The 24,488-nt window shown below is 72.7% G+C and carries 21 protein-coding genes; 10 read left to right on the top strand and 11 right to left on the bottom strand.

Annotated features, from left to right (window positions below; genetic code table 11):
* Window positions 1-14: 14 nt before the first annotated feature.
* Window positions 15-530: a hypothetical protein gene (locus tag AB0C62_RS28810; RefSeq protein ID WP_362978003.1), complete on the bottom strand. Its 516-nt coding sequence runs from the start codon at window positions 528-530 to the stop codon at window positions 15-17.
* Between the two features lie 127 nt (window positions 531-657).
* Between AB0C62_RS28810 and AB0C62_RS28805 the strand changes: the two genes are divergently transcribed.
* Complete coding sequence (locus tag AB0C62_RS28805; protein ID WP_362978001.1) at window positions 658-1,464, top strand: SGNH/GDSL hydrolase family protein; 807 nt, start codon at window positions 658-660, stop codon at window positions 1,462-1,464.
* Between the two features lie 14 nt (window positions 1,465-1,478).
* On the opposite strand, the gene AB0C62_RS28800 is transcribed toward AB0C62_RS28805, so the two are convergent.
* The 4 genes from AB0C62_RS28800 to AB0C62_RS28785 all read right to left on the bottom strand — a co-directional run bounded on the left by AB0C62_RS28800 (window position 1,479) and on the right by AB0C62_RS28785 (window position 8,159).
* Window positions 1,479-3,119 carry a serine/threonine-protein kinase gene (locus AB0C62_RS28800; protein ID WP_362977999.1) on the bottom strand — a complete coding sequence of 547 codons (1,641 nt, stop codon included), beginning with the start codon at window positions 3,117-3,119 and terminating at the stop codon, window positions 1,479-1,481.
* A gap of 45 nt (window positions 3,120-3,164) precedes the next feature.
* Complete coding sequence (locus AB0C62_RS28795) at window positions 3,165-5,078, bottom strand: sulfite exporter TauE/SafE family protein (RefSeq protein ID WP_362977997.1); 1,914 nt, start codon at window positions 5,076-5,078, stop codon at window positions 3,165-3,167.
* Complete coding sequence (locus AB0C62_RS28790; RefSeq protein ID WP_362977995.1) at window positions 5,075-6,508, bottom strand: tetratricopeptide repeat protein; 1,434 nt, start codon at window positions 6,506-6,508, stop codon at window positions 5,075-5,077. Before AB0C62_RS28790 ends, AB0C62_RS28795 begins: the two co-directional genes overlap by 4 nt.
* 115 nt (window positions 6,509-6,623) lie before the next feature.
* Window positions 6,624-8,159 (bottom strand): DUF4331 domain-containing protein, encoded by a 1,536-nt coding sequence (locus AB0C62_RS28785; RefSeq protein WP_362977993.1) that lies wholly within the window; start codon window positions 8,157-8,159, stop codon window positions 6,624-6,626.
* Between the two features lie 231 nt (window positions 8,160-8,390).
* Between AB0C62_RS28785 and AB0C62_RS28780 the strand changes: the two genes are divergently transcribed.
* The 3 genes from AB0C62_RS28780 (at window position 8,391) to AB0C62_RS28770 (ending at window position 10,106) form a co-directional block, all read left to right on the top strand.
* Window positions 8,391-8,933: a sigma-70 family RNA polymerase sigma factor gene (locus AB0C62_RS28780; protein ID WP_081223566.1), complete on the top strand. Its 543-nt coding sequence runs from the start codon at window positions 8,391-8,393 to the stop codon at window positions 8,931-8,933.
* Window positions 8,930-9,721 carry an anti-sigma factor gene (locus AB0C62_RS28775; protein WP_362977991.1) on the top strand — a complete coding sequence of 264 codons (792 nt, stop codon included), beginning with the start codon at window positions 8,930-8,932 and terminating at the stop codon, window positions 9,719-9,721. Before AB0C62_RS28780 ends, AB0C62_RS28775 begins: the two co-directional genes overlap by 4 nt.
* 115 nt (window positions 9,722-9,836) lie before the next feature.
* Window positions 9,837-10,106 carry a hypothetical protein gene (locus tag AB0C62_RS28770; RefSeq protein ID WP_081223564.1) on the top strand — a complete coding sequence of 90 codons (270 nt, stop codon included), beginning with the start codon at window positions 9,837-9,839 and terminating at the stop codon, window positions 10,104-10,106.
* A 155-nt stretch (window positions 10,107-10,261) separates the two neighbouring features.
* Here AB0C62_RS28770 and AB0C62_RS28765 read toward each other — a convergent pair whose 3' ends face one another.
* From AB0C62_RS28765 to AB0C62_RS28755, 3 genes are all read right to left on the bottom strand, one after another.
* The gene (locus AB0C62_RS28765; protein ID WP_362977989.1) at window positions 10,262-11,458 is read right to left on the bottom strand and encodes a CaiB/BaiF CoA-transferase family protein; all 1,197 of its coding nucleotides are present in this window, start codon (window positions 11,456-11,458) and stop codon (window positions 10,262-10,264) included.
* 86 nt (window positions 11,459-11,544) lie between these two features.
* The gene (locus AB0C62_RS28760; RefSeq protein ID WP_362977987.1) at window positions 11,545-12,327 is read right to left on the bottom strand and encodes an ABC transporter permease; all 783 of its coding nucleotides are present in this window, start codon (window positions 12,325-12,327) and stop codon (window positions 11,545-11,547) included.
* On the bottom strand, window positions 12,324-13,280 hold the full coding sequence (locus tag AB0C62_RS28755) for an ATP-binding cassette domain-containing protein (RefSeq protein ID WP_362977985.1): 957 nt from the start codon (window positions 13,278-13,280) through the stop codon (window positions 12,324-12,326). Before AB0C62_RS28755 ends, AB0C62_RS28760 begins: the two co-directional genes overlap by 4 nt.
* 63 nt (window positions 13,281-13,343) lie before the next feature.
* Between AB0C62_RS28755 and AB0C62_RS28750 the strand changes: the two genes are divergently transcribed.
* Window positions 13,344-14,057, top strand: coding sequence for a TetR/AcrR family transcriptional regulator (locus tag AB0C62_RS28750; protein ID WP_362977983.1), 714 nt, complete (start codon window positions 13,344-13,346; stop codon window positions 14,055-14,057).
* Between the two features lie 61 nt (window positions 14,058-14,118).
* On the opposite strand, the gene AB0C62_RS28745 is transcribed toward AB0C62_RS28750, so the two are convergent.
* From AB0C62_RS28745 to hmgA, 3 genes are read right to left on the bottom strand one after another with little or no spacing between them, the layout of a single operon-like run.
* Window positions 14,119-15,336 (bottom strand): type ISP restriction/modification enzyme, encoded by a 1,218-nt coding sequence (locus tag AB0C62_RS28745; RefSeq protein ID WP_362977981.1) that lies wholly within the window; start codon window positions 15,334-15,336, stop codon window positions 14,119-14,121.
* Between the two features lie 41 nt (window positions 15,337-15,377).
* Window positions 15,378-16,127 (bottom strand): GntR family transcriptional regulator, encoded by a 750-nt coding sequence (locus tag AB0C62_RS28740; RefSeq protein ID WP_362977979.1) that lies wholly within the window; start codon window positions 16,125-16,127, stop codon window positions 15,378-15,380.
* A 49-nt stretch (window positions 16,128-16,176) separates the two neighbouring features.
* The gene (gene hmgA, locus AB0C62_RS28735; protein ID WP_362977977.1) at window positions 16,177-17,517 is read right to left on the bottom strand and encodes a homogentisate 1,2-dioxygenase; all 1,341 of its coding nucleotides are present in this window, start codon (window positions 17,515-17,517) and stop codon (window positions 16,177-16,179) included.
* A 224-nt stretch (window positions 17,518-17,741) separates the two neighbouring features.
* Here hmgA and AB0C62_RS28730 point away from each other — a divergent pair, with 224 nt between their 5' ends.
* The 5 genes from AB0C62_RS28730 to AB0C62_RS28710 all read left to right on the top strand — a co-directional run bounded on the left by AB0C62_RS28730 (window position 17,742) and on the right by AB0C62_RS28710 (window position 24,288).
* Complete coding sequence (locus AB0C62_RS28730; protein ID WP_362977975.1) at window positions 17,742-18,347, top strand: hypothetical protein; 606 nt, start codon at window positions 17,742-17,744, stop codon at window positions 18,345-18,347.
* Window positions 18,348-18,415: 68 nt separating this feature from the next.
* A complete protein-coding gene (locus AB0C62_RS28725; RefSeq protein WP_362977973.1) occupies window positions 18,416-19,033 on the top strand; it encodes a TetR/AcrR family transcriptional regulator in 618 nt (205 codons plus the stop codon).
* Window positions 19,034-19,122: 89 nt separating this feature from the next.
* Complete coding sequence (locus tag AB0C62_RS28720; protein ID WP_362977971.1) at window positions 19,123-21,387, top strand: molybdopterin oxidoreductase family protein; 2,265 nt, start codon at window positions 19,123-19,125, stop codon at window positions 21,385-21,387.
* A 122-nt stretch (window positions 21,388-21,509) separates the two neighbouring features.
* Window positions 21,510-23,000 carry a citrate:proton symporter gene (locus AB0C62_RS28715; RefSeq protein ID WP_362977969.1) on the top strand — a complete coding sequence of 497 codons (1,491 nt, stop codon included), beginning with the start codon at window positions 21,510-21,512 and terminating at the stop codon, window positions 22,998-23,000.
* 58 nt (window positions 23,001-23,058) lie between these two features.
* Complete coding sequence (locus tag AB0C62_RS28710) at window positions 23,059-24,288, top strand: MFS transporter (protein WP_362977967.1); 1,230 nt, start codon at window positions 23,059-23,061, stop codon at window positions 24,286-24,288.
* Window positions 24,289-24,488 lie beyond the last annotated feature (200 nt).

Here is a 24,488-nt window from a genome sequence, read left to right as displayed (position 1 = left end):
TGTTGGTTTGACCGTTACCTTGCACCTCGAACGGATTTTCCCCATCCGTTTGAGGGTCCTTGGGTGCGCCGTCGGCGCACCAGTGTGAGCAGCAGAATCAGTGAACTGAGCGCCGTCACGGCGACGATGCCGCCGGGCACCGACCAGCGGTGCACGGCGAGCATGCCCTGCGCCACCAGCATGTCCAGGACGACGGCGCCGGCGACGGACGTGAGGACGCGGCCGAACGGGTCGAGTCCGCGCAGCGCGGCCCCGATCGCGACCGACGGCGCGGCGAGCAGGAAGAAGAGCGTGAACGGCCCGCGCAGCGGTGAGTTCGCGTCGGCGAGCGCGAGAAACGCGCCCACGGCCCCCACCGTGGTCGCGCCGCCCGCGAGCAACGGCAGCAGGTCCCTCCCCGGACGCTGCCGCGGCCCCTTCGCGGTGTCGGATGACGATGTCTTGATCCGTAAGGTCTGCATGGGCGACTTTGCCCCCTGAAGCGCCGGATGCCGGACTTCAATGTGGCGCAGCGCGTCCGGGGCCGTCAAGGCGCAAAGGGGGCGCGTTCGCGGGTCTCCTGACGCAGTGGCACAGAAGTTTTGGCATGGACACTTCCTGTCAATGCGCGTAGCTGGTACCAAAGTTGTGGCAGAGATCCTGCTAAAGGGAGGTTCCATGAGACGTTCCCGAATTACGGCATACGTGACCTCACTCCTCCTCGCCGTCGGCGTCACCCTCACCGGGGCGGCCACGGCGCAGGCACGAACAGCCGCCGCCACCGGCTATGTGGCCCTTGGTGACTCCTATTCGTCGGGAGTCGGCGCGGGGAGCTACACCAGCGAGAGCGGCGACTGCAAGCGCAGCACGAAGTCGTTCCCCTATCTCTGGAAGACCGCGCATTCACCCTCGTCGTTCGACTTCAAGGCTTGCTCGGGCGCTCGAACGGGTGACGTCACGGCGAACCAGCTCGGCCCCCTCACCTCCTCGACCGGCCTCGTCTCCATCAGCATCGGCGGCAACGACGCGGGCTTCTCGGACGTCATGACGACCTGCGTCCTGCAGTCCGAGAGCTCCTGCCTCTCGCGGATCGCCACCGCGAAGGCCTACGTCGACTCCACGCTCCCCGGCAACCTCAACTCGGTGTACTCGGCGATCCGCGCGAAGGCACCGTCAGCCCACGTCGTCGTCCTCGGCTATCCCCGCTTCTACAAGCTCAACGGCAGTTGCCTGACCGGACTCTCGGAGACCGAACGGTCCGCCATCAACGGCGCGGCCGACTACCTGGACAGCGCGATCGCGGCCCGCGCCGCCGCCTACGGATTCACCTTCGGTGACGTCCGGGGCACCTTCACGGGCCACGAGATCTGCTCCAGCAGCGTCTGGCTGCACAGCCTGAACTGGCTGGACATCGGCGAGTCCTACCACCCGACCGCGGCCGGACAGTCCGGCGGCTACCTCCCCGTCCTCAACGGAGCGGTCTGAACTCTCGGGCGTTCCTAAGGTGATGCGGAAGCGGAGGCCCCGTCGGTCGGGGTCTCCGTCGCACACGTGATCGTGAACGGCACCGCGTCGGACGTCGTACGGACCGGGCTCCGGACCTCCACGCTGATCCTGTTGGCGAACTCCCCGCTCGTGTCGTAGGTCGTCGCCACCACCGTCGTCTGCCGGGTCCTGCCGCCGCCCGCGGGGAACGAGAGCGTCTTCCAGCTCTTGTCGGTCACCTCGCCGGTCTCTGTGACCCACCGGTACTCGACGTCCACCGGTACCCGCCCCACCGTGAAGGTCGCCGTGAACGAGGGCGCCTGGGTGCCGGGTGGTGGACACGCTCCCCTGTAGTCGGTGTGCCGGCCCGACACCGTCACCCGCACCGACTGGGCGGGCCGGGCGGTCGTCGCGCCTCCGCCCGTGGGCGCGCTCGCGGAGGAACTCCCGCTGCCGGTGGGGCTGGTGGCGCCGCTCCCGCTGTGGCGCGTCCCGCCGTCCGAGGCGCCGCTGTTGCCGCCGGCGCCCCCGTCGGCGGTGCCCTGTCCGTCGGTACCGCCGGTTCCGCCGTTCCCGTCGCCGTGGTCGATCAGCGCGTACGTCAGTCCGCCGACGGCGAGCGCCAGTGCGGCCACACCGGCGATGAGGACGAAGGCCGCCGGGCGACGACGGTTCGGCTCCGGGATCGGGGCCGTCGAGGACGCCGTCACCGGAGGCGGACCGAATCCTCCCGAGGGGGTCGGCGGGTCCGGCGGCGGCTGGTGGAACGCGCCGATCGTGGGCGTGTCGGAGGGCGGCAGCGGGCCGACGGCCCGCGTGGGTGTCCTGCCGCCCTCGGCGACCGCCCGCAGTTCCTGCTCGGCCGCGGCGGCGCTCGTCCGCGCGGCCGGATCCTTGGCCAGCAGTCCCTCGATCACGGGGGTGAGCGGACCCGCCCGGCGGGGCACCGGCAGCGGCTCGTCGACGATGGCCCGCAGGGTGCTCAGCGGAGTGTTCTGCCGGAAGGGCGAGTTGCCCTCGACCGCCGCGTACAGCAGCACGCCGAGCGACCAGAGGTCCGACCCAGGTCCCGGCGTCCGCCCCAACGCCCGCTCCGGGGAGAGGAATTCGGGCGATCCGATGACCTCGCCCGTCATGGTCAGCGCGGAACTGCCCTCGACGGTGGCGATGCCGAAGTCCGTCAGCACGACCCGACCGTCGTTCGACATCAGGACGTTGGCCGGCTTCACGTCGCGGTGCAGCACTCCCGCCGCGTGCGCGGCCCGCAGCGCGGACAGCACCTCGGCGCCGATACCGGCGACCCGTCGCGGCGCCAACGGCCCCTCGGCGTCCAGCAGATCGGAGAGCGCGATGCCCCGGACCAGCTCCATCACGATCCAGGGCCGGCCGTCCTGGGTGGCCACGTCGTACACCGTGACGACGTTGTGGTGGGAGATACGGGCGGCCGCCCACGCCTCCCGTTCCAGGCGGGCGTACATCCGCTCGATCTCGGCCCCGGTGAGTCCGGCCGGCGCGCGGACCTCCTTGACGGCCACCTCGCGCTGCAGCACCTCGTCGCGGGCGCGCCACACCGTTCCCATTCCGCCCTCGCCCAGGGGCGAGATCAGGCGGTAGCGACCCGCGATCACACGTTCACTGCCCGGATCTTCGGACACGTGCGTCCCCCCTTCGCAGCCGCGCGATATCTCCCCAAAAGTAGCTCAACCGAGTACGGATGCCGCCCCCTTGAGCACCAATCCGGCCCCGAGGACCACGACGACCGCCGCCGACCCCAGGGGTGCGGTCCGGCGGACGACCCGTACGACCCGTCCCTCGGCCCAGCGCGGACGCCTCGCCAGCGCCCGGTTCATCCCGCCTCCGAGCCGGACGACGGCGAAGCCCGCCGCCGTCAGGGTCAGGGCCAGTCCGACGCCGTACGCGAGGACGAGCAGGAGGCCGAACCAGGCCTGTCCGAGAGCCGCGGCCCCCACGAGCACGACCACCGCCGACGGACTCGGCACGAGCCCGCCGGCGAACCCGAGCAGGATCGTTCCCCGCAGGGTCGGGGCGATCTCGTGGGTGTGCGTGAAGCCCCCGTGGGTGTGTTCGAGGGCGGGGGAGGGCCGGTCGAGGGAACGGCGGACGCGGGATCGGGGGGCTGGGGCGGACGGGTGGTGGTGCTCGTGATCGTGGTGGCGGGCGTGGTCGGGGCTCGCGTCCTGCGGGTGCGGGTGCGGGTGGTGGTGGTGTGGTGCGGTCGTGACCGGGGCGTGGGCCCGGGGGGCCGCGGCGTGTGCCAGGACCAGGGGGCGCTCGGGACGGTCGGCGGCGAGCCGGTCCGGGGCGCCGGTGTCCGTGTCCAGGACGAGGGGTCCCCGATCGTGCCGACGGGTGCGGGAGGGGACGGGGGCCGGTCCGTGAGCCTGGTCGTGGTCGTGGTCGTGTGGATGGCCGGACCCGGGCTCGTGGACGTGGTCGTGACCGTCCGGGTGCTCCTGGCCGGCGGCGTGGTCGTGCCCGTGGGGGTGATCCCCGCCGTGCGGGTGCGGGTGGGCGTGTTCGTCCGTGTGGCGGTGGGCTCGGCCGGGCCCCGGCGACCGGTGGGGCCAGGCCCTGCGCAGGAGCGTGACGCCCGCCAGGGTGACCAGGACGCCGCTCGACACGCCCAGCCAGGCGATCACGGACGGAGCCGCGGCCGAACCCGCGGTGACGAGCAGGCCGAGCGCGACGACCCCGAGGGTGTGCGTGACCGTCACCGACGCGGCCAGCGGCAGCACGTCCTTCAGCCGGGCCCGGCCGCCGCGCGCCGCCGCGGTCGCGGCCATCAGGGTCTTGCCGTGACCCGGCGCGAGGGCGTGCATCGCGCCCAGGCCGACGGCGATGACCAGGGCCAGCGCGGCGAAGCCGAAGGTGAGATCGTGCCGGGCCACCAGGTTGTTCAGGGCCTCGGTCCAGCGGTCGGCGCCGCGCGGCAGCACGGAGGCGGCGGGCGCGTTCCGGCGGCCCTCGACGAGAGCGGGGCCACCCGGGCGGATCCGCAGGGAGGCGGTGGCGGTGTCGGCCGGGGAGGACAGCAGCGCCTTCGGATACGTGGTCAGCTCCGCCGACACCGACGAGCGCGGTACGTCCGACGCGGTGAGCGTCATCCGGTCGCCCCGGGCGGTGATCTCCCGCCAGCCCGGCCCGCGGTCGGCGCCCGCGCTGTGGAAGCCGAGCGAGAAGCCGGCGTCCTCGCCCCCGGGGAGCGGTGCCGTCGACCGGCACTCCACGCGCAGGGTGTTCAGCCCCGCCTGTCCCGGCCGTGTGCGCGCGTGGCTCGCGCCCGGGGTGAGCGCGACCTCGTGGCCGTCGACGGTGACCCTGCTCCCGCGCGCGGCGCCCTCGCACCGTTGCCGGGCCCACTCCGTGATGCCGAGCCTCGCGATGTCCGGCTTCGCCTGGGTCGCGGGGATCTCCGCGAGGTCCTCGACGTGGTCGACGCGCAACTCCCCCGGGGCGACGACGAGTCCGTCGAACCGGTTGACGGTGAAGTTGCCCAGTGGATGCGCGCCCGCCTGTCCGGCCGGGATCAGGACGAGCGCGCAGGCGGCGGTCAGGGCCGCTCCGCACGTGGCGAGCAGCCGACGGGCCCTCACCGTGCCGCCTTCAGCGCTGCGCGGGCCGCGCGGGCGCCCAGCGGGGAGAAGCCCGGGTTCAGCTTCAGTGCCGCCTTCAGCGAGGCGCGGGCCGCCTTCGTGTGTCCGGTGGCCCGTTCGATGACACCGCGGTGATAGAGGAAGGACGCGTTGCGGTAGCCCGTCGCCGTGGCCTCCCGGGCGTGGGGCAGGGCCTCCTTGTCGCGGCCCGAGACGTGCAGGGCCCAGGCGAGCGCGTCCGCGGTGTGCACGGTGTGCCGACGCGCCCACTCGTCGCGGGCCGCCTTCAGCGCCGCCCGGTGGTCGCCGTGGTCGGCGGCGGCCAGCGCGGTGTCGAGGTCGGCGTCGACGCCGTTCGCGCGGGCGAGGGAGACCCAGGCGTTCACCAGCGCGTACTGGTCGCGGGCCTTCCGCGCGTCCCCGGCCCTGCCGCGTGCCGCGTACAGCTCGCCCAGCTCGACGAGGGGCTGCGGCAGCGGATAGCGCTGGACCACCTGCTCCATGCCCGTGATCGCCGCCGCGCGGTCTCCGCGCGCGGCCTGGGCGCGGGCCCGGCCCTCCAGGGCGGGCAGATAGCTGTCGTCGGCCGCGAGCGCCCGCGCGTAGAAGGAGAGGGCCGAGTCGTAGTCGCCCTGGTTCCAGGCGAGTTGGCCCAGCGCGCTCGCCACGTACGCGATGTCGCCACGGCTCGTTGCCGTGGCGAGCGCCTGCTTCAGCACTCGTCGGGCGGCCGACACGTCGCCGCGCAACTCGTGGACGTACGCGTACCGCGTGAATACGGGGACGCCCGGGCGCCTGGAGTCGGCGAGGTCGGCGGCCTTCGACGCCTCGGCGTAGCGGCCGAGTTCGACGAGCGCGTCGATCCGGGAACAGAGGGCGCGCTCGCTGTACGGGTTCTGCCCGAGGGCGAGGTCCGCGTACTTCAGTGCGCCGGTGAAGTCGTGCCGGGCGGCCGCGAGCGCGGCCCGTCCGGCGAGCGCCGGGTCGTAGTGGGGGCGCAGCTTCAGGGAACGGTCCAACGCCTCCTGCGCCTGCGGATAGCGGGAGGGGTCGCCCTTGGTGCGGGCCTGTTCCACGTAGGCGAGACCGAGTGTGGCCCAGCCGCCGAAGTCGGCCGGCTGGGAGCGGAGATGGGCCTGGAGCGAGGTGATGCTCGCGTCGAGATCGCCGCTCGCCAGCAACTGCGGTGACACCCCGGCCGCCGCCGCCGCGGCGACGGCCGGCGTCGCGCCGCCGTCCCGCAGGGCGCCGACAACCACCGCGCCCGCCGTCATGGCGACGGCCAACGCGGCGGCGCAGAAACCCAGTCGGGCCGACCGCAGACGGCTGCGGGAGGCACTGTTCCCGGCCGGCGCGGCCCCCACGGTGCTCGCCTCGGGCGCGGCCCTGTCGGCGTCGGGCGTCGCGTTGTCGTTCGTACCCGGGGACATGCCCTCTCCTCAAAGTCCTTGATGGAACGTGTCGTTGCTGCAGACGGGAAGGGGGAGGCGCGGCCCGCACCGTGGGGGGTTGGTCCGTGCGGGCCGCGCCGGTCGGGAGGCCGGGTCAGTAGGCCCGGTCGTACCGGCGGCGCCACCAGCGCAGGCCGGTGCCGATGAGCAGGATTCCGGCGGCCCCCGCCGCCGCGGAGCCCGCGACGAGCACGGTGTCGGTCCCGCCGCCGGAGGCTCCGGCGGGCTGCAGCGCGTCGCCCAGCTGGCTGCGCACGTCGGTTCCGTCGGTGGTGCCCTTGGCGAGGGCGCCGCGCGAACCGGAGGTGGGCTCGGCCACGTACGGGAAGTACTTCTCGAACTTCTTGTCGTTCTTGTCGACCGCGTCGCCCAAGTCGTTCTTCGAACCGACCAGTTCACCCTCGACGACCTGGAGCGAGGCGTCGATCACGTCGTCGGTGAGCCGACGTCCGTTGGGGAAGCCCGCGTTGTCGCCGTCGAGCACACCGAGCCGCTTGGGATGCATGGCCGGCTTGACCGAGGTGTTGAGGCGCAGTTCCTCCGCCGGGCGCACGTGGGGAGGCTGGTTGAGGCCCTTCACGCCCTTCAGGAACACGTCGACCAGGTCGTTGCGCGGCTCGGCCGGTGCCTTGATCTTGTAGATGCCCTCGATGAGCTTCGGCAGCTCGGGGTTGGTCACGTTCTTCAGGAACTGGGCGTCGTTCCAGGGCGCGGACGCGTTGAACTTGTCCTTGTCCTTCTGGGGGTTGACGACCTCGTTCACCAGCGGCATGCCGAGCCGGGACACCTGACGGTAGCTGCCGCGGGCGTCCCTGCGCTGCGTGGTGGACCAGATGCCGACGACCGGCTGTCCCGCCGACTCGCGGATCATGTCGTTCGGCACCTGCAGGGCTATGGAGTTGACGTTGTAGCCCTTGAGCGTGTCCCGCCCGACCTCGGTCAGGTTCCCGCCGTACAGCAGGTCGAAGACGCGCAGGTCCAGGAAGAACGGGTCGTCCGCCTGGCCGGCGAACGTCGTGGAGCCGCCCGCCAGCTTGTGCACGGCCTGCCCGCGCAGCTTCGCGTAGTCCGGCATCGACGCCTTGCCGACGTTCGACGGCGCGACCGGCACGTCGTCCGCGACCTTGGTCCGCGACACCAGCTTCTGGTCGTGCAGCCGCAGCAGGTCGATGTCGTACGTCTGCGTGATGTTCAGGTCGGGGTCGTCGAGGCTGGTGACCGGACCCGTGTTGTACAGGAACGTGTCACCGTTCTTGCGGTGCGTCCTGAAGGTGTAGCGGTAGATCAACTCGCCCTGCGCGTCACCGTTGTTGTCGATGTGCAGGTCGTACTGGGCGTCGTCGGCGAACGTATAGAAGTTCGGCCCGCCCGCGGGTTCCTCGAAGGGGATCCAGTTCGCCACGATGGTCGTCGTGTCGGGCTTGTCCGGGCTCACGAACGCGTACACGTCGGTGTTGTCGTACTGGGGAGTGCCCGAGATCAGCGGGGCCTCCCGGTGGCTGGAGGCGGAGGCCGCCCCCGGTTGCAGCGCGGTCACGCCGGCGGCTGCGAGCGCCCCGGCGGCCAGCGCACCGCATACGAGGGTCGCGAGAGTCCTGCGTCCCCCGCCGCTCCTGGAGATAGGTGTCATGCCGTCCGTCCTCATGTCCAACTTGCCTGACGCAGCCCATTCGGAGCGGTGGTGGGGGCGGATTGGTCGAATCTCAAACGCGTTTGCGACGGCCTGTTTCGCGGCGGACGTCGAACTGCTCGGCGCCGGACTCGCGTTTTCGCCTCCCTGATCCGTAACCCATCCGGAGAGACGTTCGCTGCGAACAGGTAGGGGAGGGGGCGGACCGTGCACGTCCGGAGAGGGGGACGCGTGGAGGCTGACGAGCTGCTGATACGGGTGGCCGGAGGCGACCAGAGGGCGTTCGAGGATCTGTACGCACTGGTCTCCGGGCCGGTGTTCGGGCTGGTGCGTCGCGTGGTGCGGGATCCCGCGCAGTCGGAGGAGGTGTCGCAGGAGGTGCTGCTCGAACTCTGGCGCTCCGCCGCGCGGTTCGACCCCGGGCGCGGCACCGCCCTGTCCTGGATCCTGACCCTCGCGCACCGCCGGGCGGTCGACCGGGTGCGCAGCGCCCGCGCGGCCACCGAGCGCGAGCAGCGCGAGGGCCGGCGCCACCACCATCCCGCCTTCGACCAGGTCGCCGAGGAGGTCGAGGCGGGACTCGAACGCGAGTGGGTCCGCCGCTGCCTCGACCGGCTCACCACCCTGCAACGCCAGTCCGTCACCCTCGCCTACTACGACGGCTACACGTACCGGGAGGTCGCCGAACGGCTCTCGCTGCCCCTCGGCACCGTCAAGACCCGCATGCGCGACGGCCTGACCCGCCTGCGCAACTGCCTGGGAGGTGCCGCGTGAGCGTCCTCGACAAACTGCTGGGCCGCGACCTGCACTCCCTCGCCGCCCCCTACGCCCTCGACGCGCTGGAACCCGACGAGCGACGCCGCTTCGAACGCCACCTCGGGAGCTGCGAGCGCTGCGCCGAGGAGGTCCGGGCGCTGACCGAGGACGCCGTGCGGCTCGCCTGGTCCACGGCGGCGGCCCCGCCGGCCGCGCTGCGCGAACGGGTGCTGTACGCCGTGCGCACGACCCCGCAGGAGCCGGCTCCCCGCGGCCGGACCGCACACGTACGGACCGTCGAACCGCCCACCCGGGCACGCTCCCCCCGCTTCCGCCCGCTGCTCGCCCCCCTCGCCACGGCCACGGCCGCCGCGGCCCTCGTCGTCGCCTCCCTGTTCGCCGTACAGGCGACCCGGACACAGGAGAGCCTCGACCGGGAGCGCGCCCAGGCACGTGAGATCGCCCACGTTCTCGCCGCACCGGACGCCCGGGCGACCGGTGAACGGGACGCGCGCGGGAGAGGGATCGGCGTCGTCGCCTCCGCCGCGGAGCGGCGCGCCGTCGTGACACTGAGCGGACTCGGCACCCCCTCCGGAGGGCGCGTCCACCAGCTGTGGCTCATGCGCCCCGAAGGGAAACCGCGCTCTCTCGGTCTCTTCGACGGCGACACGCCCCTGATCGCCGACGGACTGAACCCGGACGCGACGTCACTCGCTGTGACCGTCGAACCTCACGGAGGGTCAGCGCAGCCCACTACCCAGCCGGTTGTCCAACTCGCCCTGGAAACGCTTGGATTCGGAGAGTAACCGTCAACCCCCTTACAGAGATGGTGAATCCTGTGACCGCGATACACGAGTGCCACGAGGGAGCGATAGGGTTAGCCTGCCCGGGCCGGGTGGACTCGTACGGGTGGGGAGTGACATGGAACAGATAACAGTGCGCAGCAGGGCACGTGTCCCTGCGATCACGTGCGGGAGCAGCGCGACCAGTTCGCGTCTCGACCGCCATCTCGCGGTGCTGGGCGGACCCGCCATACCGCAACGCGAGACGGTCGAGGCGACGTCACTGATGCGTGAGCTCACGGCGCGTGACACCGCGCACGACAGCGGCTCCAGGAGCGCACGCGTGCGGCGGGTCTCGCTGTTCGCGCCGCTCAGGCGGCTGCGTCGCTCGCTGTTCGGCGGCCACTGAGCGGCCGTCGGCACCGGCGTTCCCCGACCCGCGCTCCGGTGACCCACCGACCCGCGCAGCGCTGCCCTTCCGCGTCCGTCATCCCCACGGCAGGCAGCGGCGCCCGGTGGCCACCACGGCCGGAGCGCGGGTCACCCACGCCCTGAGCCGCACGGTCAGCGCACCACCCCGTCCCGCCGCAACTCGGCGACGTCCGACTCCGTCATGCCCAGCCCCCGCAACACCACGCCCGTGTGTTCACCCAGCCGCGGGACGGCCCCCATGCGCGCCTCCTCCCCGCCCGGCAGCGTGATCGGAGGCAGCAGCGCCCGCAGCGGCCCGGCCGGCGAGTCCACGTCCCGCCACCGGTTCCTGGCCGCCAGCTGCGGATGCTCCGCCACCTCCCGCACGTCCCGCAGGCGCGCGCACGCGATGCCCGCCGCGTCCAGACGGGCCACCGCCTCGTCGGCGCCCAGCGCGCCCAGCGCCTTCGTCACCAGCATGTCCACCCGCTCCCGGTTCGCCACCCGCGCGGGGTTCGTCGCGTACCCCGGATCGTCCGCCAACTCGGGTGTTCCCAGGACCTGTTGGGCGAGCCGACGCCACTCCCGGTCGTTCTGCACCGACAACAGCACCCGTCCGCCGTCCGCCGTCGAATAGACGTCGTAGGGAACGATGACGGAGTGCGCGAGGCCCGTGCGCTCCGGCGGGGTGCCGCCGTGCATCGCGTGGTGCAGCGGATGGCCCATCCACTCCGCCAGCGCGTCCAGCATCGACACCTCCACCGGTCCGCCCCGCCCGGTCGTGCCGCGCCGCACCAGCGCCGCGAGGACACCGGAGAACGCGTACATGGCCGCCGCGATGTCGGCCGCCGGGATGCCCGCCTTCACCGGCTGCTCGGGCGTCCCGGTCACGGACACGAGCCCCGCCTCGCACTGCACGAGCATGTCGTACGCGCGTTTGCCGGCGTACGGTCCGGACGGCCCGTAGCCCGAGATGTCCACGGCGACCAGCCGCGGGTGCTCGGCACACAGGGTCGCCGCGTCCAGGCCGAGCCTGGCGGCCGCCCCCTGGGCGAGGTTCTGCACGAACACGTCCGCGTCGGCGACGAGCCGGCGGACGACATCGAGCCCGCGCGGGTCCTTCAGGTCGACGGCGAGGGACTCCTTGCCCCGGTTGCACCACACGAAGTGCGAGGCCAGACCCGAGGCCGCGGAGTCGTATCCGCGGGCGAAGTCCCCGCCGTCGGTCCGTTCGACCTTGATGACGCGGGCCCCGAGATCGGCGAGCTGACGCGTCGCGAAAGGAGCCGCGACCGCTTGTTCGACGGCGACGACGGTGATGCCTTCGAGGGGCAGAGGCTGTGACTGCATGCGGTGGATCATGACTCCTCGGGAACACCTTTGTCATGCGCCGGTGTTGACGGGCCGGCCCCTCGGAGCGGCGCCGGCCCGTGTTCTCACCGCTCCCCGGCCGCGTACCGCCGGACGGCGAGCGGGAGGAACACGGCGAGCAGCACCCCGCACCAGACCAGCGCCCCGGCGATCGGATGGGCCACCGGCCACGCGGAGCCGGAGGGCACCCGGCTGTTTCCGAACAGCTCGCGCAGGGCCGCCGTCACCGCACTGATCGGGTTCCACTCGGCGACTGCGCGCAGAGCGCCCGGCAGATTGCCCGTCGGGATGTACGCGTTGGACAGCAGTGGCAGCATGAACGTCACGCTGCCGAGCTGGCCGGCCGCCTCCTCGCTCCGGGTCAGCAGGCCGAGGAAGATGCCCGTCCAGGTCGCCGCGAACCGGAAGAGCAGCAGCAGGAGGACCGCAGCGACCGCGTGGAGGGCCGAGCCCTCCACGCGCCAGCCCACCGCGAGCCCGACGAGCAGGAACGGCACCGTGCCGACGGCCGTCACGAGCAGATCCGCGACGGCCTGCCCGAGAGGCACGGCCGCCCGGCTCATCGGCAACGTGCGGAAGCGGTCCGTCACCCCGCGGTGTGTGTCCTGCGCCGCCTGGAACATCCCGGTCATCACGCCGTTGGCGGCAGTCGCCACCAGCAGTCCCGGAACGAGGAACGACCGGTACTGCGGTCCGGGCATCGCGAGCGCGCTGCCGAAGACGTAGCCGAAGAACAGCAGCATCGTGATCGGCATGGTCTGGGTGAGGACCGTGAGTCCCGGGCTGTTGCGTACCCTGCGCAGTTGGCGGCCCAGCATCGCGCCGCCGTCGTAGGCCAGTCCGCTCATGCCGCACGCTCCTTGTCGTCGGCGGGGTCGCCGGTCAGCCGGAGGAAGACGTCGTCGAGTGTCGGTTGCCGCAGACGCGCGTCGAGCAACGGCACGCCTGCCGCGTCCAGTTCACGCACCAGGCCGGGAAGGGTCAGGGCCGGATCGGTGGCGACGACCCCCACCGTCCCGCGTACGGCGTCCAGGACGGGTTCGCTTCCGGTCATCCGGTCCAGGACGGCGGCCGCCGCGGACAGTGCCTCGGGGCGGGCGACCACGACCTCCGCGTACGCGCCGATCAGTGCCTTGAGTCCGGCGGGCGAGCCGGTGTGCGCGACCCTGCCCCGGTCCACCAACGCGATGTCGTCGGCCAGTTGGTCGGCCTCCTCCAGATACTGCGTGGTCAGCAGAACCGTCGTGCCCTCCTCTTTGAGGGCGCGCACGGTCTCCCAGACGCGGGTGCGGCTCATCGGGTCGAGCCCGGTGGTGGGTTCGTCGAGGAACAGCACGGCGGGCCGGCGGACCAGGCTCGCGGCGAGGTCGAGTCGCCGCCGCATCCCGCCCGAATAGGTCGCGGCCGCACGGTCGGCGGCCTCCGTGAGTCCGAGACGGTCGAGGAGCTCGGCGGCCCGGGCGCCGGCGTCCCGTATCCGGTGCAACCGGGCGAACAGCCGTAGGTTCTGCCGCCCGGTGAGGTCGCCGTCCACCGACGCGTACTGCCCCGTCACGCCGATGCTCCGGCGGACCGCCGCGGCCTCCCGGACCACGTCGTGCCCGGCGACGCGCGCGGACCCGGAGTCGGGGCGAAGCAGCGTGGCGAGCAGCCGGACGGCCGTGGTCTTGCCCGCGCCGTTCGGTCCGAGCACCCCGCAGACCGTGCCCTGAGGCACCGCCAGGTCCAGCCCGCGCAGGGCGTGGACATCTCCGAACCGCTTGACCAGACCTTCACTAAGTACGCCGTACGTAGTAGCCATGAGGTGACCATAGCGCACTACGTACGGTGTACGTAACTAGGATGGTCACGAGGTGATCGACCAATGGCAGGGCGCAACGCCGTACCCGAAGTGATCTGGGCCCGACCCGAGCGAACGGGCCGGGGTCCGCGGCCCGCGTTCCGTCGGGCCGACGTCGCGGCCGCCGCCGTGCGGATCGCGGACGCCGAGGGGCTGGACGCGGTCTCGATGCGGCATGTGGCGGCCGAGCTGGGCTGCGGCACCATGTCGCTCTACAACTACGTGCCGCGCAAGGAGGATCTCCACGAGCTGATGGTCGACGCCGTCAGCGGCGAGCACGCCATCCAGGAGCCCTCCGGTGACTGGCGCGCCGACATGCTGCGGGTCGCCCACCAGACTCGCGCCCTCATGCACCGTCATCCCTGGCTGCCTCGGCTGATGTCCCCCGTCTACGGATTCAGTCCCAACGCCCTGCGGTATCTGGAGCACTGCCTGGTGTGCCTCGACCCGCTCGACGCGCCGTACGGCACCAAGATGGAGCTGGTCGCGATGCTCAACGGGGTGGTCACGACGTACGTCGGCAACGAGCTGGCCACCGTCGAGCGGACCCGCGCGCTGCCCTGGACCGAAGAGCAGGAGACCGCCGCCCGGATCGCCTATCTGGGCGGCCAGGTGGCGTCCGGCGCCTACCCGCGGATGGCCGCCGCCTTCATGGAGGACGCCGGTCCGATCGACCTGGAGGCGGTGTTCGAGCGGGCGCTGGGCCGGGTGCTTGACGCCTTCGAGCCGAAGGCATGAGGGGGCGATCCGTCGGCGTGCCCGGCGGATCGCCGTGATGCAGAGCCGGGTCGGCATGCCCCTAGAGCAGCGCGAACTGCCCCTCCGGGCCCTCCTCGTGGTGGTCCAGGACGGAGGCGGGGCGGCGGGCCGTGGCCGGGGGCGGCAGGACGCCCGCCGCGTTGAGCTCGGTCCGGGTGATCGGGGAGTGGAGACGCAGCTCCGCCTGCCGGGGGCGCAGGTCGGCGAGCAGGGCGAGCACCGTGACGAGTTCGAGGAGTTCGGACGTCCAGCTCTGCGGCCAGGCGGTGGGGCCGATCGCCTCCAGAGTGCCCGGCTCGGACGCTCCGGTCCTGGCCGTGAACCACTGCTCCAGCACGCGGACCCCGCCCACCTCGAAGTCCCAGGCCTCGGGCGGCACGGGGGAGATCCTGCCCTCGCCGAGAAGCAGGGCCTCCTCGTCGCGGTCGTAGCGCGGGTCGAGGAGGAGCGGCCCTCCGGGGCGGTCCGTGTCGGCGTGGGGGAGGTCGGTGAGGGGAGCGCGGACGTACGGGCGCCGGCCGCCGGGGAGTTTGGGGCGCTCGCCGTCGCGGCACATGAGCCACAGCATCCGCCGGCCCAACTCGACGCCGTGAGTCCACAGTTCGGGATCGGCGGTGAGCGGGACCAGGCAGCCCTCCCGGCCGGGCCGTGCGACCGCGACCGTCCAGGCGAGCACGTCCCGCGGGGCGGGGGAGTGGCCGAGCCGTGTGCCGAGGTGCTCCAACAGGCCTGGTGCCAGGTTCGGTTCGACGCCCCCGGGACGCCGGTACAGAGGGCGCACCCGGCCGCCGCGACCGGTGGCCAGCGGCAGCACGGAGGCGGCAAGCAGGGCCGGTCCGGGCGACTCCGGCACCACCGTCTGCTCGACGGCGAAGACCTGTCCCTCGTCCGCCACCCGCCACAACTCGGGGCGCGCCGCGTCGATCAGCCGGTGGTCCGGGATCAGCCACTGCTCGTCGAAGGGCGCGGTCAGCACCCGGACCGGCTCCGGGCAGGGGCCGACGGCGCGGACCAGTCGGCCCGTCCCGCTCGCCTGGCCCGGCAGCTGGGTCACCGCCGAGTGGGTCGTGCGCGAGCGCGTCGGCCCGAACAGCGCCTCGCGGTCCGGTCCTTGGGCCTTCAGGAGGGCGTCCCACCGCGCCTTCAGGGATGCCGCGTCGGGCGCCGTCGGCCACCCCCGGCCCAGCCTCGGCGGTGCGACGGACCACGGCATGAGGTCCGCGAGCAGCGGAGCGGCGTCGTGCGTCACGCTCGGCATCGTACGACGTGGGCGTCGCGCGGCGCCCTCGTCCCGCATGCTCAGTGGGCGTCGAGGGTGACCGTGAACGAGAAGCGGTCGCCCCGGTAGTGGATGACGGCCACGTCCAGCGCGCGCCCGTCCTGGCCGTAGGTGACGCCGGTGTAGCGCAGGATCGGGCTGAGCAGCGGGACCTGGAGCAGCCGGGCAGTCTCGGGGTCCGCGAGCCGGGCCTCGACGGTGTCGGTGATCCTGCTGATGGCGACGCCGAGCACGTCGCGCAGCACCTTCGTCATCGGCCAGCGGATCAGGTCCTCCCGGTCGATGCGGTCGGCCAGGTCCGTCCTGAGGTAGTTGCGCGCGTGGTTCGTCGGCTCGCCGGTCTCCTCGTCCCCGCGCAGCCGGTGGTACGTCGCCACCTCGTCCACGTCCGGGAAGAACTCGACCAGTTCACCCGGGACGGGCCCCTTCCCCTCGTCCAGCAGCTCGGTCGACATACCCGACTGCTGGGCCACGATCGCGTCCACCGAGCCGAGCAGCCGCACGGGCGCGCCGCGCTGAGCGCTCGGCTCGATGAACGTGCCCCGCCTGCGGTGCCGGGTGATGAGTCCCTCGTCCTCCAGCTCCTTGAGCGCCTGCCGCATGGTCAGCACACTCACCCCGTAGTGGCCCGCCAACTGCTCCTCGGTGGGCAGGCGGAGGGGGTCCTGGGGGGCGCGGCCGAGTATCGAGGCGCGCAGGGACTGCGACACCTGATACCAGAGCGGCAGCTTGCGGTTCAGGACGATCGAGTCCGGAGCGAAGGAGGTCACGAGGGTATCCGTACCGGTCGCGGGCGGGGAAGGCAACGGCCGGTGGACCTCAGTCGCCCGCGCGGAAGTGCCGCTGGAGGCCCTGCCACACGTCGTCGTACCCCCGCTGGAGGTGTTCGGCCCGGGCCGCCTGGGCCGTCGCGGTCACCGGCCAGCGCGTCTCGAACATGAACGCCAGCCCGTCGTCGATCCTCTGCGGCCTCAGCTCGGCCGCGCTCGCCCGCTCGAAGGTCTCCTGGTCGGGGCCGTGCGCCGACATCATGTTGTGCAGCGAACCGCCGCCCGGCACGAAGCCCTCCGCCTTCGCGTCGTACGCGCCCTCGATGAGCCCCATGTACTCGCTCATCACGTTCCGGTGGAAGTACGGCGGCCGGAACGTGTCCTCGCCCACCAGCCAGCGCGGCGCGAACACCACGAAGTCGACGCCCGCGAGGCCCGGCGTGTCGGACGGCGAGGTCAGCACCGTGAAGATCGAGGGGTCCGGGTGGTCGTAGCTGATGGAGCCGATCACGTTGAAACGGCGCAGGTCGTAGACGTACGGCAGGTGGTTGCCGTGCCAGGCGACCACGTCGAGCGGCGAGTGGTCGTACGTCGCCGTCCACAGGTTGCCGCAGAACTTGTTCACCACCTCGACCGGGCCCTCGACGTCCTCGTAGGCGGCGACCGGGGCGAGGAAGTCGCGGGCGTTGGCCAGGCCGTTGGCGCCGATCGGGCCGAGGTCGGGCAGCCGGAACGGCGCCCCGTAGTTCTCGCACACGTAGCCCCGGGCGCCGGCGGCCGGTCCGCCCGCGCCGTCGGCGTCCAGCAGCTCCACCCGGAAGCGCACCCCGCGGGGGATCAGCGCGACGTGGCCAGGCTCCACCTGCAGCAGCCCGAACTCGGTGCGCAGCAGCAGACCGCCCCGCTCGGGGACGATGAGCAGCTCGCCGTCGGCGTCGCTGAACACCCGCTCCATCGAGGAATTGGCGTGATACAGGTGCACCGCGACGCCGGAGCGCTGGGCCGCGTCGCCGTTGCCGCCGAGGGTCCACAGGCCCGCGAGGAAGTCCGTCCCCGCCGGCGGCTCCGGCAGCGGGTTCCAGCGCAGCCGGTTCGGGTCGGGCACCTCCTCGGTGAAGGGCGCCGTACGCAGCGCGCCGTTGCCGGTGCGGGTGAACGCGGGGTGCGCGGCCGACGGACGGATCCGGTACAGCCACGAGCGCCGGTTCGACGTCCTCGGCTCGGTGAACGCGGTGCCGCTGAGCTGCTCCGCGTACAGCCCGAGGGGTGCGCGCTGCGGCGAGTTGCGGCCGTGCGGCAGCGCCCCCGGGACCGCCTCCGAGCTGTGTTCGTTGCCGAATCCGGAGAGGTAGGTCAGCCCCTCGGCCGTCTTCCTCGCGTCCCCGCTCATGATCGCTCCCTCGCGCCTGATTCCTATGCATCACCGTAGGATTCGGTTCGCGCCCGCGCAAGGGGGCGGCCCCGGGCACCGAACGGGATCGGCCACCGGCGCGCCCCCCGGACCGGCCGCACCGCGCACCTTCGCCGGACGTAGTCCCCAGGACCTGCCCGCGGAGCCGAGAACCCGACTTCAGGGGGATCCGGCTGTCGGTGCCTTGTTCTACGCTCCCCGTCATGCGGTGGACGCGTGGACTGCTCGCCGCGCTCGCGGTCTGCGCCCTGTTCGGCGGACCCGCGGGTTGCGGCACCGGTGATGCGCACGGGCGGGAGGACGGAGTGTCTGCCTCCCCCGTGGGCACGTTGCTCGACGAGGCGGACGAGGAGGGACGGCCCTACCGTGACGTGGACGAGAAGGGTGCGCCAGAGGTCGGGATCGAGATCCAGCCGGACTCCGCCGACAGCTGGGACGTGCGCCTGACCCTCCACCACTTCCGCTTCTCGCCGAGAGGCGCGGGCACCGCGCCGGTCGCCGGACGAGGCGTCGTGCGTCTCTACGTCGACGGCCGCACCGTCGCCCGGCTGCGCACCACCGAGTACCACTTGGCCGGCCGGTTGGTGCCGCACGGCACCCACCACGTCACCGCGCGGCTGTACGCGGACGACGGCACCGTGTGGGCCGTCCACGGCGAGCCCGTCGAGAGCACCGCCGACGTCACGGCGTCGACGGCCGGCTCGACACCGGATGTGGCCGGCTCGACGCGGGATCCGGCCGGTCCGGCACCGGACGGGGCCGCGTCCGGTACGGGCTCCTCGTCCCCGCCGGTGAGCCCGTACGCGTGAATGAGTGGCCAGGGCACCGAGGCACGTAGTGAAGAGGGAGGTTCACCGGACCCCGGCGGAAAGGCATCATGAAGACCGTGCCCCATGCGACCTCGCTGCGCAGAGCGCCCGTACAGCGGCGCAGCGCAGAACGACTGACCCGGATCCTCGACGCCTGCGCCGACCTCCTCGACGAGGTGGGCTACGACGACCTGAGCACCCGCGCCGTGGCCCAGCGGGCCGGCGTGCCCATCGGCTCCGTCTACCGTTTCTTCGGCAACAAGCGCGCGATGGCCGACGCCCTCGCCCAGCGCAACCTGGAGCTCTACACCGAGCGCGTCACCCGGCGCCTGGAGGAGTCGGACGGACAGGGATGGCGGGCCGCGATGGACGCCGTACTGGACGAGTACCTGGCCATGAAGCGCACCGCCCCGGGCTTCTCCCTCGTCGACTTCGGCAACCAGATCCCCGTCGGCGCCTCCCACGCCGAGCCCAACACCCGGGTCGCCGACCGCCTGACCGACCTGCTCTCCGGCTTCCTCGGCCGCACCCCGGACGAGAAGCTCCGCCGCTGCTTCCTGGTGGCCGTGGAGAGCGCCGACAGCCTGGTGCACCTGGCGTTCCGGGTCGCGCCCGAGGGCGACGAGGGGATCATCGCGGAGACGCGCGAACTGCTGCGCGCCTACCTGGGCCGCGTTCTCGACTGATCCGGACCGTCCCTCCCCACCGTGCGTACCGGTCGGTATGCTCGGCGGTGTCCGCGTGCCATCGACGTCACCGCCCTCCGGGAGGACCCGTGTCCCGCACCGCCGGCAGTACCCCCGACACCCGTACCGCCGTACGCGTCTGCCCCCTCTGCGAGGCCACCTGCGGGCTCACGCTGACGATCGAGGGCACCCGGGTCACCGGCGCCCGCGGCGACCGCGACGACGTGTTCAGCAAGGGGTTCATCTGCCCGAAGGGCGCCTCCTTCGGAGCGGCCGACGGCGACCCCGACCGGCTGCGCACCCCTCTCGTCCGCGAGGACGGCGAGCTGCGCGAGGCCACCTGGGAGGAGGCCTTCGACGCGGTCGCCGCCGGGCTGCGCCCCGTGATCGAGCGGTACGGGCCGGACGCGGTCGGTGTCGTCCTCGGCAACCCGAACGTGCACACCATGGCCGGCGCCCTCTATCCGCCGGTCCTGCTCGGAGCGCTGCGCACCCGCAGCGTGTTCACCGCCTCCACCGTCGACCAGATGCCCAAGCACGTGTCGAGCGGCCTGCTGTACGGCGACGCCAACGCGATCCCCGTCCCGGACCTGGACCACACCGACCATCTGCTCCTCATCGGCGCCAACCCGCTGGAGTCCAACGGGAGTCTGTGCACCGCCCCCGACTTCCCCGGCCGGCTCCGGGCACTGCGGGCCCGCGGCGGCACGCTCACCGTCATCGACCCGCGCCGGACCCGAACGGCCAAGCTCGCCGACCGCCACGTGGCCATCCGCCCCGGCACCGACGCGATCCTCCTCGCGGCGATGGCGTACGTCCTCTTCGAGGAGAAGCTCGTCGACCTCGGCGCACTCGCCCCGCACGTCCAGGGGGCCGACGAACTCCCGGACGCGCTGCGGGACTTCACCCCCGAAGCGGCGAGCGCTGCCTGCGACGTGGACGCCGGCACCATCCGTGAACTGGCGCGCGAGCTGGCCGCCGCGCCCACCGCCGCCGTCTACGGCCGGATCGGCAGCTGCACCGTCCCGCACGGCACCCTCGCCAGCTGGCTCGTGGACGTGCTCAACATCCTCACCGGCAACCTCGACCGGCCCGGCGGCGCCCTCTTCCCGCTGGCCGCCACCGACCGGGCACCGCGGCCGGCGGGTCCCGGTCACGGCTTCGCGCTCGGCCGCTGGCACAGCCGGGTGAGCCGGCACCCGGAGGCGAAGGGCGAACTCCCGCTGGCCTCCCTCGCGGAGGAGATCGACACCGCGACGCCGGAGGGCAGTCCGGTCCGGGCCGTCATCGCCGTCGCCGCCAACCCCGTCCTGTCCGCGCCCGACGGCCTCCGGCTCGACAAGGCGCTCGGCTCCCTGGACTTCATGGTCAGCGTCGACCCCTACCTGAACGAGACCTCGCGCCACGCCCACGTCGTCCTGCCGCCGCCCCCGCCCTCCCAGGGCGCGCACCACGACTTCGCGTTCAACACCCTCGCGGTCCGCAACCAGGTCCGCTACAACCGGCCCGCCGTCCCGCTGGAGGAGGGCCGCATGGCGGAGACCGAGATCCTCGCCCGGCTCGTCCTCGCCGCCAGTGGGATGCACGGCGCCGACCCGTCCGCCGTCGACACGATGGTCATCGACAGCACCCTCGGCAAGGCGGTCGGCGACGCCGCCTCCCCGGTGCACGGCCGCGACCCGGGCGAACTCGCCGCCGCGCTCACCGGCGAGAACGGCCCGGAACGCCGGCTCGACATGATGCTCCGCCTCGGCCCGTACGGCGACGGCTTCGGCGCCCGCGAGGACGGTCTGACCCTGGACAGGCTGCTCGCGCACCCGCACGGCATCGACCTCGGACCGCTCGCGCCCCGGGTGCCGCAGCGGCTGAAGACGCGCAGCGGAAGGATCGAGCTGCTGCCCGAGCCGATCGCCGCCGACCTGCCGCGCCTGCGCGCGGCGCTCCGCGAACGCCCGGCCGCCGTCGTGCTCGTCGGCCGCCGCCATCTGCGCTCCAACAACAGCTGGATGCACAACGTGCCCGCCCTGACCGGTGGTTCGAACCGCTGCACACTGCACATCCACCCGGACGACGCCGCCCGGCTCGGACTGGCCGACGGCGCCGCCGTACGCGTCAAGGGCGCCGGGGGAGAGGTGACCGCCCCGGCGGAGATCACCGACACGGTACGGCGCGGTGTCGTGAGCCTTCCGCACGGCTGGGGCCACGACCGGCCCGGCACCCGGATGAGCCACGCGGCCCTCGACCCGGGCGTCAACGTCAACCAGCTCCTCGACGGCTCGCTGCTCGACCCGCTGTCCGGCACGGCGGTACTCAACGGCGTCCCCGTCGAACTCGCGGCCTGTGCATCGCTGTGACCTGGAGTTCTGCGCTTATTGCTCGCGTGTCAACATCTTGTTAACGCTTTCGGGCGCGACCTAACGTCGTCGGACCGCCGGCCCTGGTGGGAGTTCAAGGGCGAACGTTAGGTGTCCATTCCATGCTGACCATCCTCGGCTTCGGCATGATCGCGACCTTCCTGGTCCTGATCATGCTGAAGAAGATGTCGCCGATCGCGGCGCTCGTGCTGATCCCGGCACTCTTCTGTGTCCTCGTCGGTAAGGGCGCCCACCTCGGCGACTACGTCCTCGACGGCGTCACCGACCTCGCGCCGACCGCGGCGATGCTGATGTTCGCGATCGTCTACTTCGGCGTGATGATCGACGTCGGCCTCTTCGACCCGATCGTCCGGGGGATCCTCAGGTTCTGCCGGGCGGACCCCCTGCGGATCGTCATCGGCACCGCGCTCCTCGCCGCCATCGTGTCCCTGGACGGCGACGGCTCGACCACCTTCATGATCACCGTCTCGGCGATGTACCCGCTCTACAAGCGGCTGAAGATGAGCCTCGTCGTGCTGACCGGCGTCGCCGCCATGGCCAACGGCGTGATGAACACGCTGCCCTGGGGCGGCCCGACCGCCCGCGCCGCGACCGCGCTCAAGGTCGACGCGAGCGACATCTTCGTCCCGATGATCCCCGCCCTCGCCACCGGACTCCTGGGCGTCCTCGTGCTCGCGTACGTCCTCGGCCGCCGCGAGCGCAAGCGGCTCGGCGTATTGACGCTGGACGAGGTGCTGGAGCCCCGGGAGGGCCACACCGAGACGGTGCTCGTCGGAACGGGTGGCTCGGACACCGTGCCGGACGCGGCGAAGGGCCGCCCCGGAGCGGGCAAGGGAGCCCTACGCGGCGGTGGTTCGGCCCTCGGCCCCGACAAGGCGGGTGCGGGCGAGGGGGATACGGACACGCGGCCCGGCGGGGACGCCGAGCACCGGGACGAGGACGACGACGACTTCCCGGGACTGGACCCCCACCGCGCCACCCTGCGGCCCCGGCTCTACTGGTTCAACGCGCTGCTCACGGTCGTCCTGCTCACCGCCATGATCATGGAGTGGCTGCCGATCCCGGTCCTGTTCCTGCTCGGCGCGGCCCTCGCCCTGACCGTCAACTTCCCCCACATGCCCGACCAGAAGGCCCGCATCGGCGCCCACGCCGAGAACGTCCTCAACGTCTCCGGCATGGTCTTCGCCGCCGCCGTCTTCACCGGAGTCCTCCAGGGCACCGGCATGGTCGACCACATGGCGTCCTGGCTGGTCGACAACATCCCCGACGGCATGGGCCCGCACATGGCCCTCGTCACCGGCGTCCTGAGCATCCCGCTCACGTACTTCATGTCCAACGACGGCTTCTACTTCGGCATCCTCCCGGTGCTCGCCGAGGCCGGCCACGCCCACGGCGTCACCACCCTGGAGATCGCCCGCGCCTCGATCGTCGGACAGCCCCTGCACATGTCGAGCCCGCTCGTGCCCGCCGTGTACGTCCTGGTCGGCATGGCCAAGGTCGAGTTCGGCGACCACACCCGCTTCGTGGTCAAGTGGGCGGCGCTCGTCTCACTGGTGGTGCTCGGCGCCGGAATCCTCTTCGGCACCATCTGACCCACCGCACACGACGGCCTCCCGCGCGTGCTCCCGCGAGGACCGGAAGGACGACACCATGAGGCCCGGCGGGAACCGCGGCTGGCTGCTCCGTCTCGTCATCGCCTTCGCCTTCACCCAGGGCGCGGTGTCGATGGCGCGGCCCGCCGTCTCCTACCGGGCCCTCGCGCTCGGCGCCGACGAGCGGGCGATCGGCGTCATCGCGGGCGCCTTCGCGCTGCTCCCGCTGTTCGCGGCCGTTCCCCTCGGACGCCGTACCGACCACGGGCGGTGCGCACCGCTGCTGTCCGCCGGCGTCGTCCTCATCGTCGCCGGCTGCGCCCTGAGCGGCACCGCGGACGGCCTGACGGCGATGGCCGCCTGGAGCGGCGTGATGGGCCTCGGCCACCTCTGCTTCGTCATCGGCGGGCAGTCGATCGTCGCCCGCCGGTCCGCCCCGCACGAACAGGACCGCGACTTCGGGCACTTCACCATCGGCGTCTCGCTCGGCCAGCTGATCGGACCGGTCGCCGCGGGCGCGCTGATCGGCGGCCACGACCGGTCGGACGGCACCGCCGTCGCCCTGCTCGTCGCGGGCGCGGTGGCCGCCGTCTCCTTCACCGCGCTGTGGCGCGTCGAGCACCGCACGGGGGAAGCGACCCCCGAGGCGCGCGGCGACCGCGTGCCCGTGCACCGCATCCTGCGCGCCCGGGGTGTCCCCGCGGGCATCTTCGTCAGCGCCGCCGTCCTGTCCGCCACCGACATCCTCACCGCCTACCTGCCGGTCGTCGGCGAACACCGGGGCATCGCGCCCTCGGTGATCGGCGTCCTGCTGAGCCTGCGCGCCGCGGCGACCGTCGCATGCCGGCTGGTGATGACCCCCATGCTGCGGCTGCTCGGCCGGACCACGCTGCTCACGGTGACCTGCCTGCTGGGCGGCGTGCTGTGCGCGGGCATCGCGCTGCCCGTACCGGTGTGGGGGCTGGCCCTGCTGCTCGTCGTCCTCGGCTTCTGCCTCGGCGTGGGCCAGCCGCTCTCCATGACCACGGTCGTCCGGGCCGCCCCCGCAGGCGCCCGCTCGACCGCGCTCGCGCTGCGGCTGACCGGCAACCGGCTCGGCCAGGTCGCCGCACCCGCCGCCGCGGGCCTGGTCGCCGGAGCGGCGGGCGTCGCGGCGCCGTTCGTGATGCTGGGCGCGCTGCTGTTCGTGTCGTCGGGCATCGCGCTGCGCGCACCCGCGAGCGCCGAACCGGAACAGGGAGCAGCGCGGCTTCCGAGACGTCCCGCACGCCGGCGCAGCGGGGTCTGAGTGGCCGATACGGAGGTGATCGGCGGCCCCGCGCGGACCTGGCCCGGAGGCCGTCGCGGCAGCGGACGACCCCGCTGCCCCGGACCTGACCAGCGGGCCCGCACCGAACGCGGCCGTTCCCCCGGCGTCGTTCGCGCGTATCCGGTGGTCGCGGCGAGGGTGTCCGGATCCGACCGGTAGACGATCGTCCGTTTCCGCCC

The organism is Streptomyces sp. NPDC048643, assembly GCF_040650615.1.
GTDB lineage: Bacteria > Actinomycetota > Actinomycetes > Streptomycetales > Streptomycetaceae > Streptomyces.
This window is presented reverse-complemented; position numbering and strand designations above follow the sequence as displayed.

Bases quoted from the DNA above. Each gene is read 5' to 3' on its own strand.
- AB0C62_RS28805 (WP_362978001.1), top strand. From the start codon at position 658: ATGAGACGTTCCCGAATTACGGCATACGTGACCTCACTCCTCCTCGCC.
- AB0C62_RS28790 (WP_362977995.1), bottom strand. From the start codon at position 6,508: ATGTCCCCGGGTACGAACGACAACGCGACGCCCGACGCCGACAGGGCC.
- AB0C62_RS28785 (WP_362977993.1), bottom strand. From the start codon at position 8,159: ATGACACCTATCTCCAGGAGCGGCGGGGGACGCAGGACTCTCGCGACC.
- AB0C62_RS28770 (WP_081223564.1), top strand. From the start codon at position 9,837: ATGGAACAGATAACAGTGCGCAGCAGGGCACGTGTCCCTGCGATCACG.
- AB0C62_RS28765 (WP_362977989.1), bottom strand. From the start codon at position 11,458: ATGCAGTCACAGCCTCTGCCCCTCGAAGGCATCACCGTCGTCGCCGTC.
- AB0C62_RS28760 (WP_362977987.1), bottom strand. From the start codon at position 12,327: ATGAGCGGACTGGCCTACGACGGCGGCGCGATGCTGGGCCGCCAACTG.
- AB0C62_RS28755 (WP_362977985.1), bottom strand. From the start codon at position 13,280: ATGGCTACTACGTACGGCGTACTTAGTGAAGGTCTGGTCAAGCGGTTC.
- AB0C62_RS28750 (WP_362977983.1), top strand. From the start codon at position 13,344: ATGGCAGGGCGCAACGCCGTACCCGAAGTGATCTGGGCCCGACCCGAG.
- AB0C62_RS28745 (WP_362977981.1), bottom strand. From the start codon at position 15,336: ATGCCGAGCGTGACGCACGACGCCGCTCCGCTGCTCGCGGACCTCATG.
- hmgA (WP_362977977.1), bottom strand. From the start codon at position 17,517: ATGAGCGGGGACGCGAGGAAGACGGCCGAGGGGCTGACCTACCTCTCC.
- AB0C62_RS28730 (WP_362977975.1), top strand. From the start codon at position 17,742: ATGCGGTGGACGCGTGGACTGCTCGCCGCGCTCGCGGTCTGCGCCCTG.
- AB0C62_RS28725 (WP_362977973.1), top strand. From the start codon at position 18,416: ATGAAGACCGTGCCCCATGCGACCTCGCTGCGCAGAGCGCCCGTACAG.
- AB0C62_RS28715 (WP_362977969.1), top strand. From the start codon at position 21,510: ATGCTGACCATCCTCGGCTTCGGCATGATCGCGACCTTCCTGGTCCTG.
- AB0C62_RS28710 (WP_362977967.1), top strand. From the start codon at position 23,059: ATGAGGCCCGGCGGGAACCGCGGCTGGCTGCTCCGTCTCGTCATCGCC.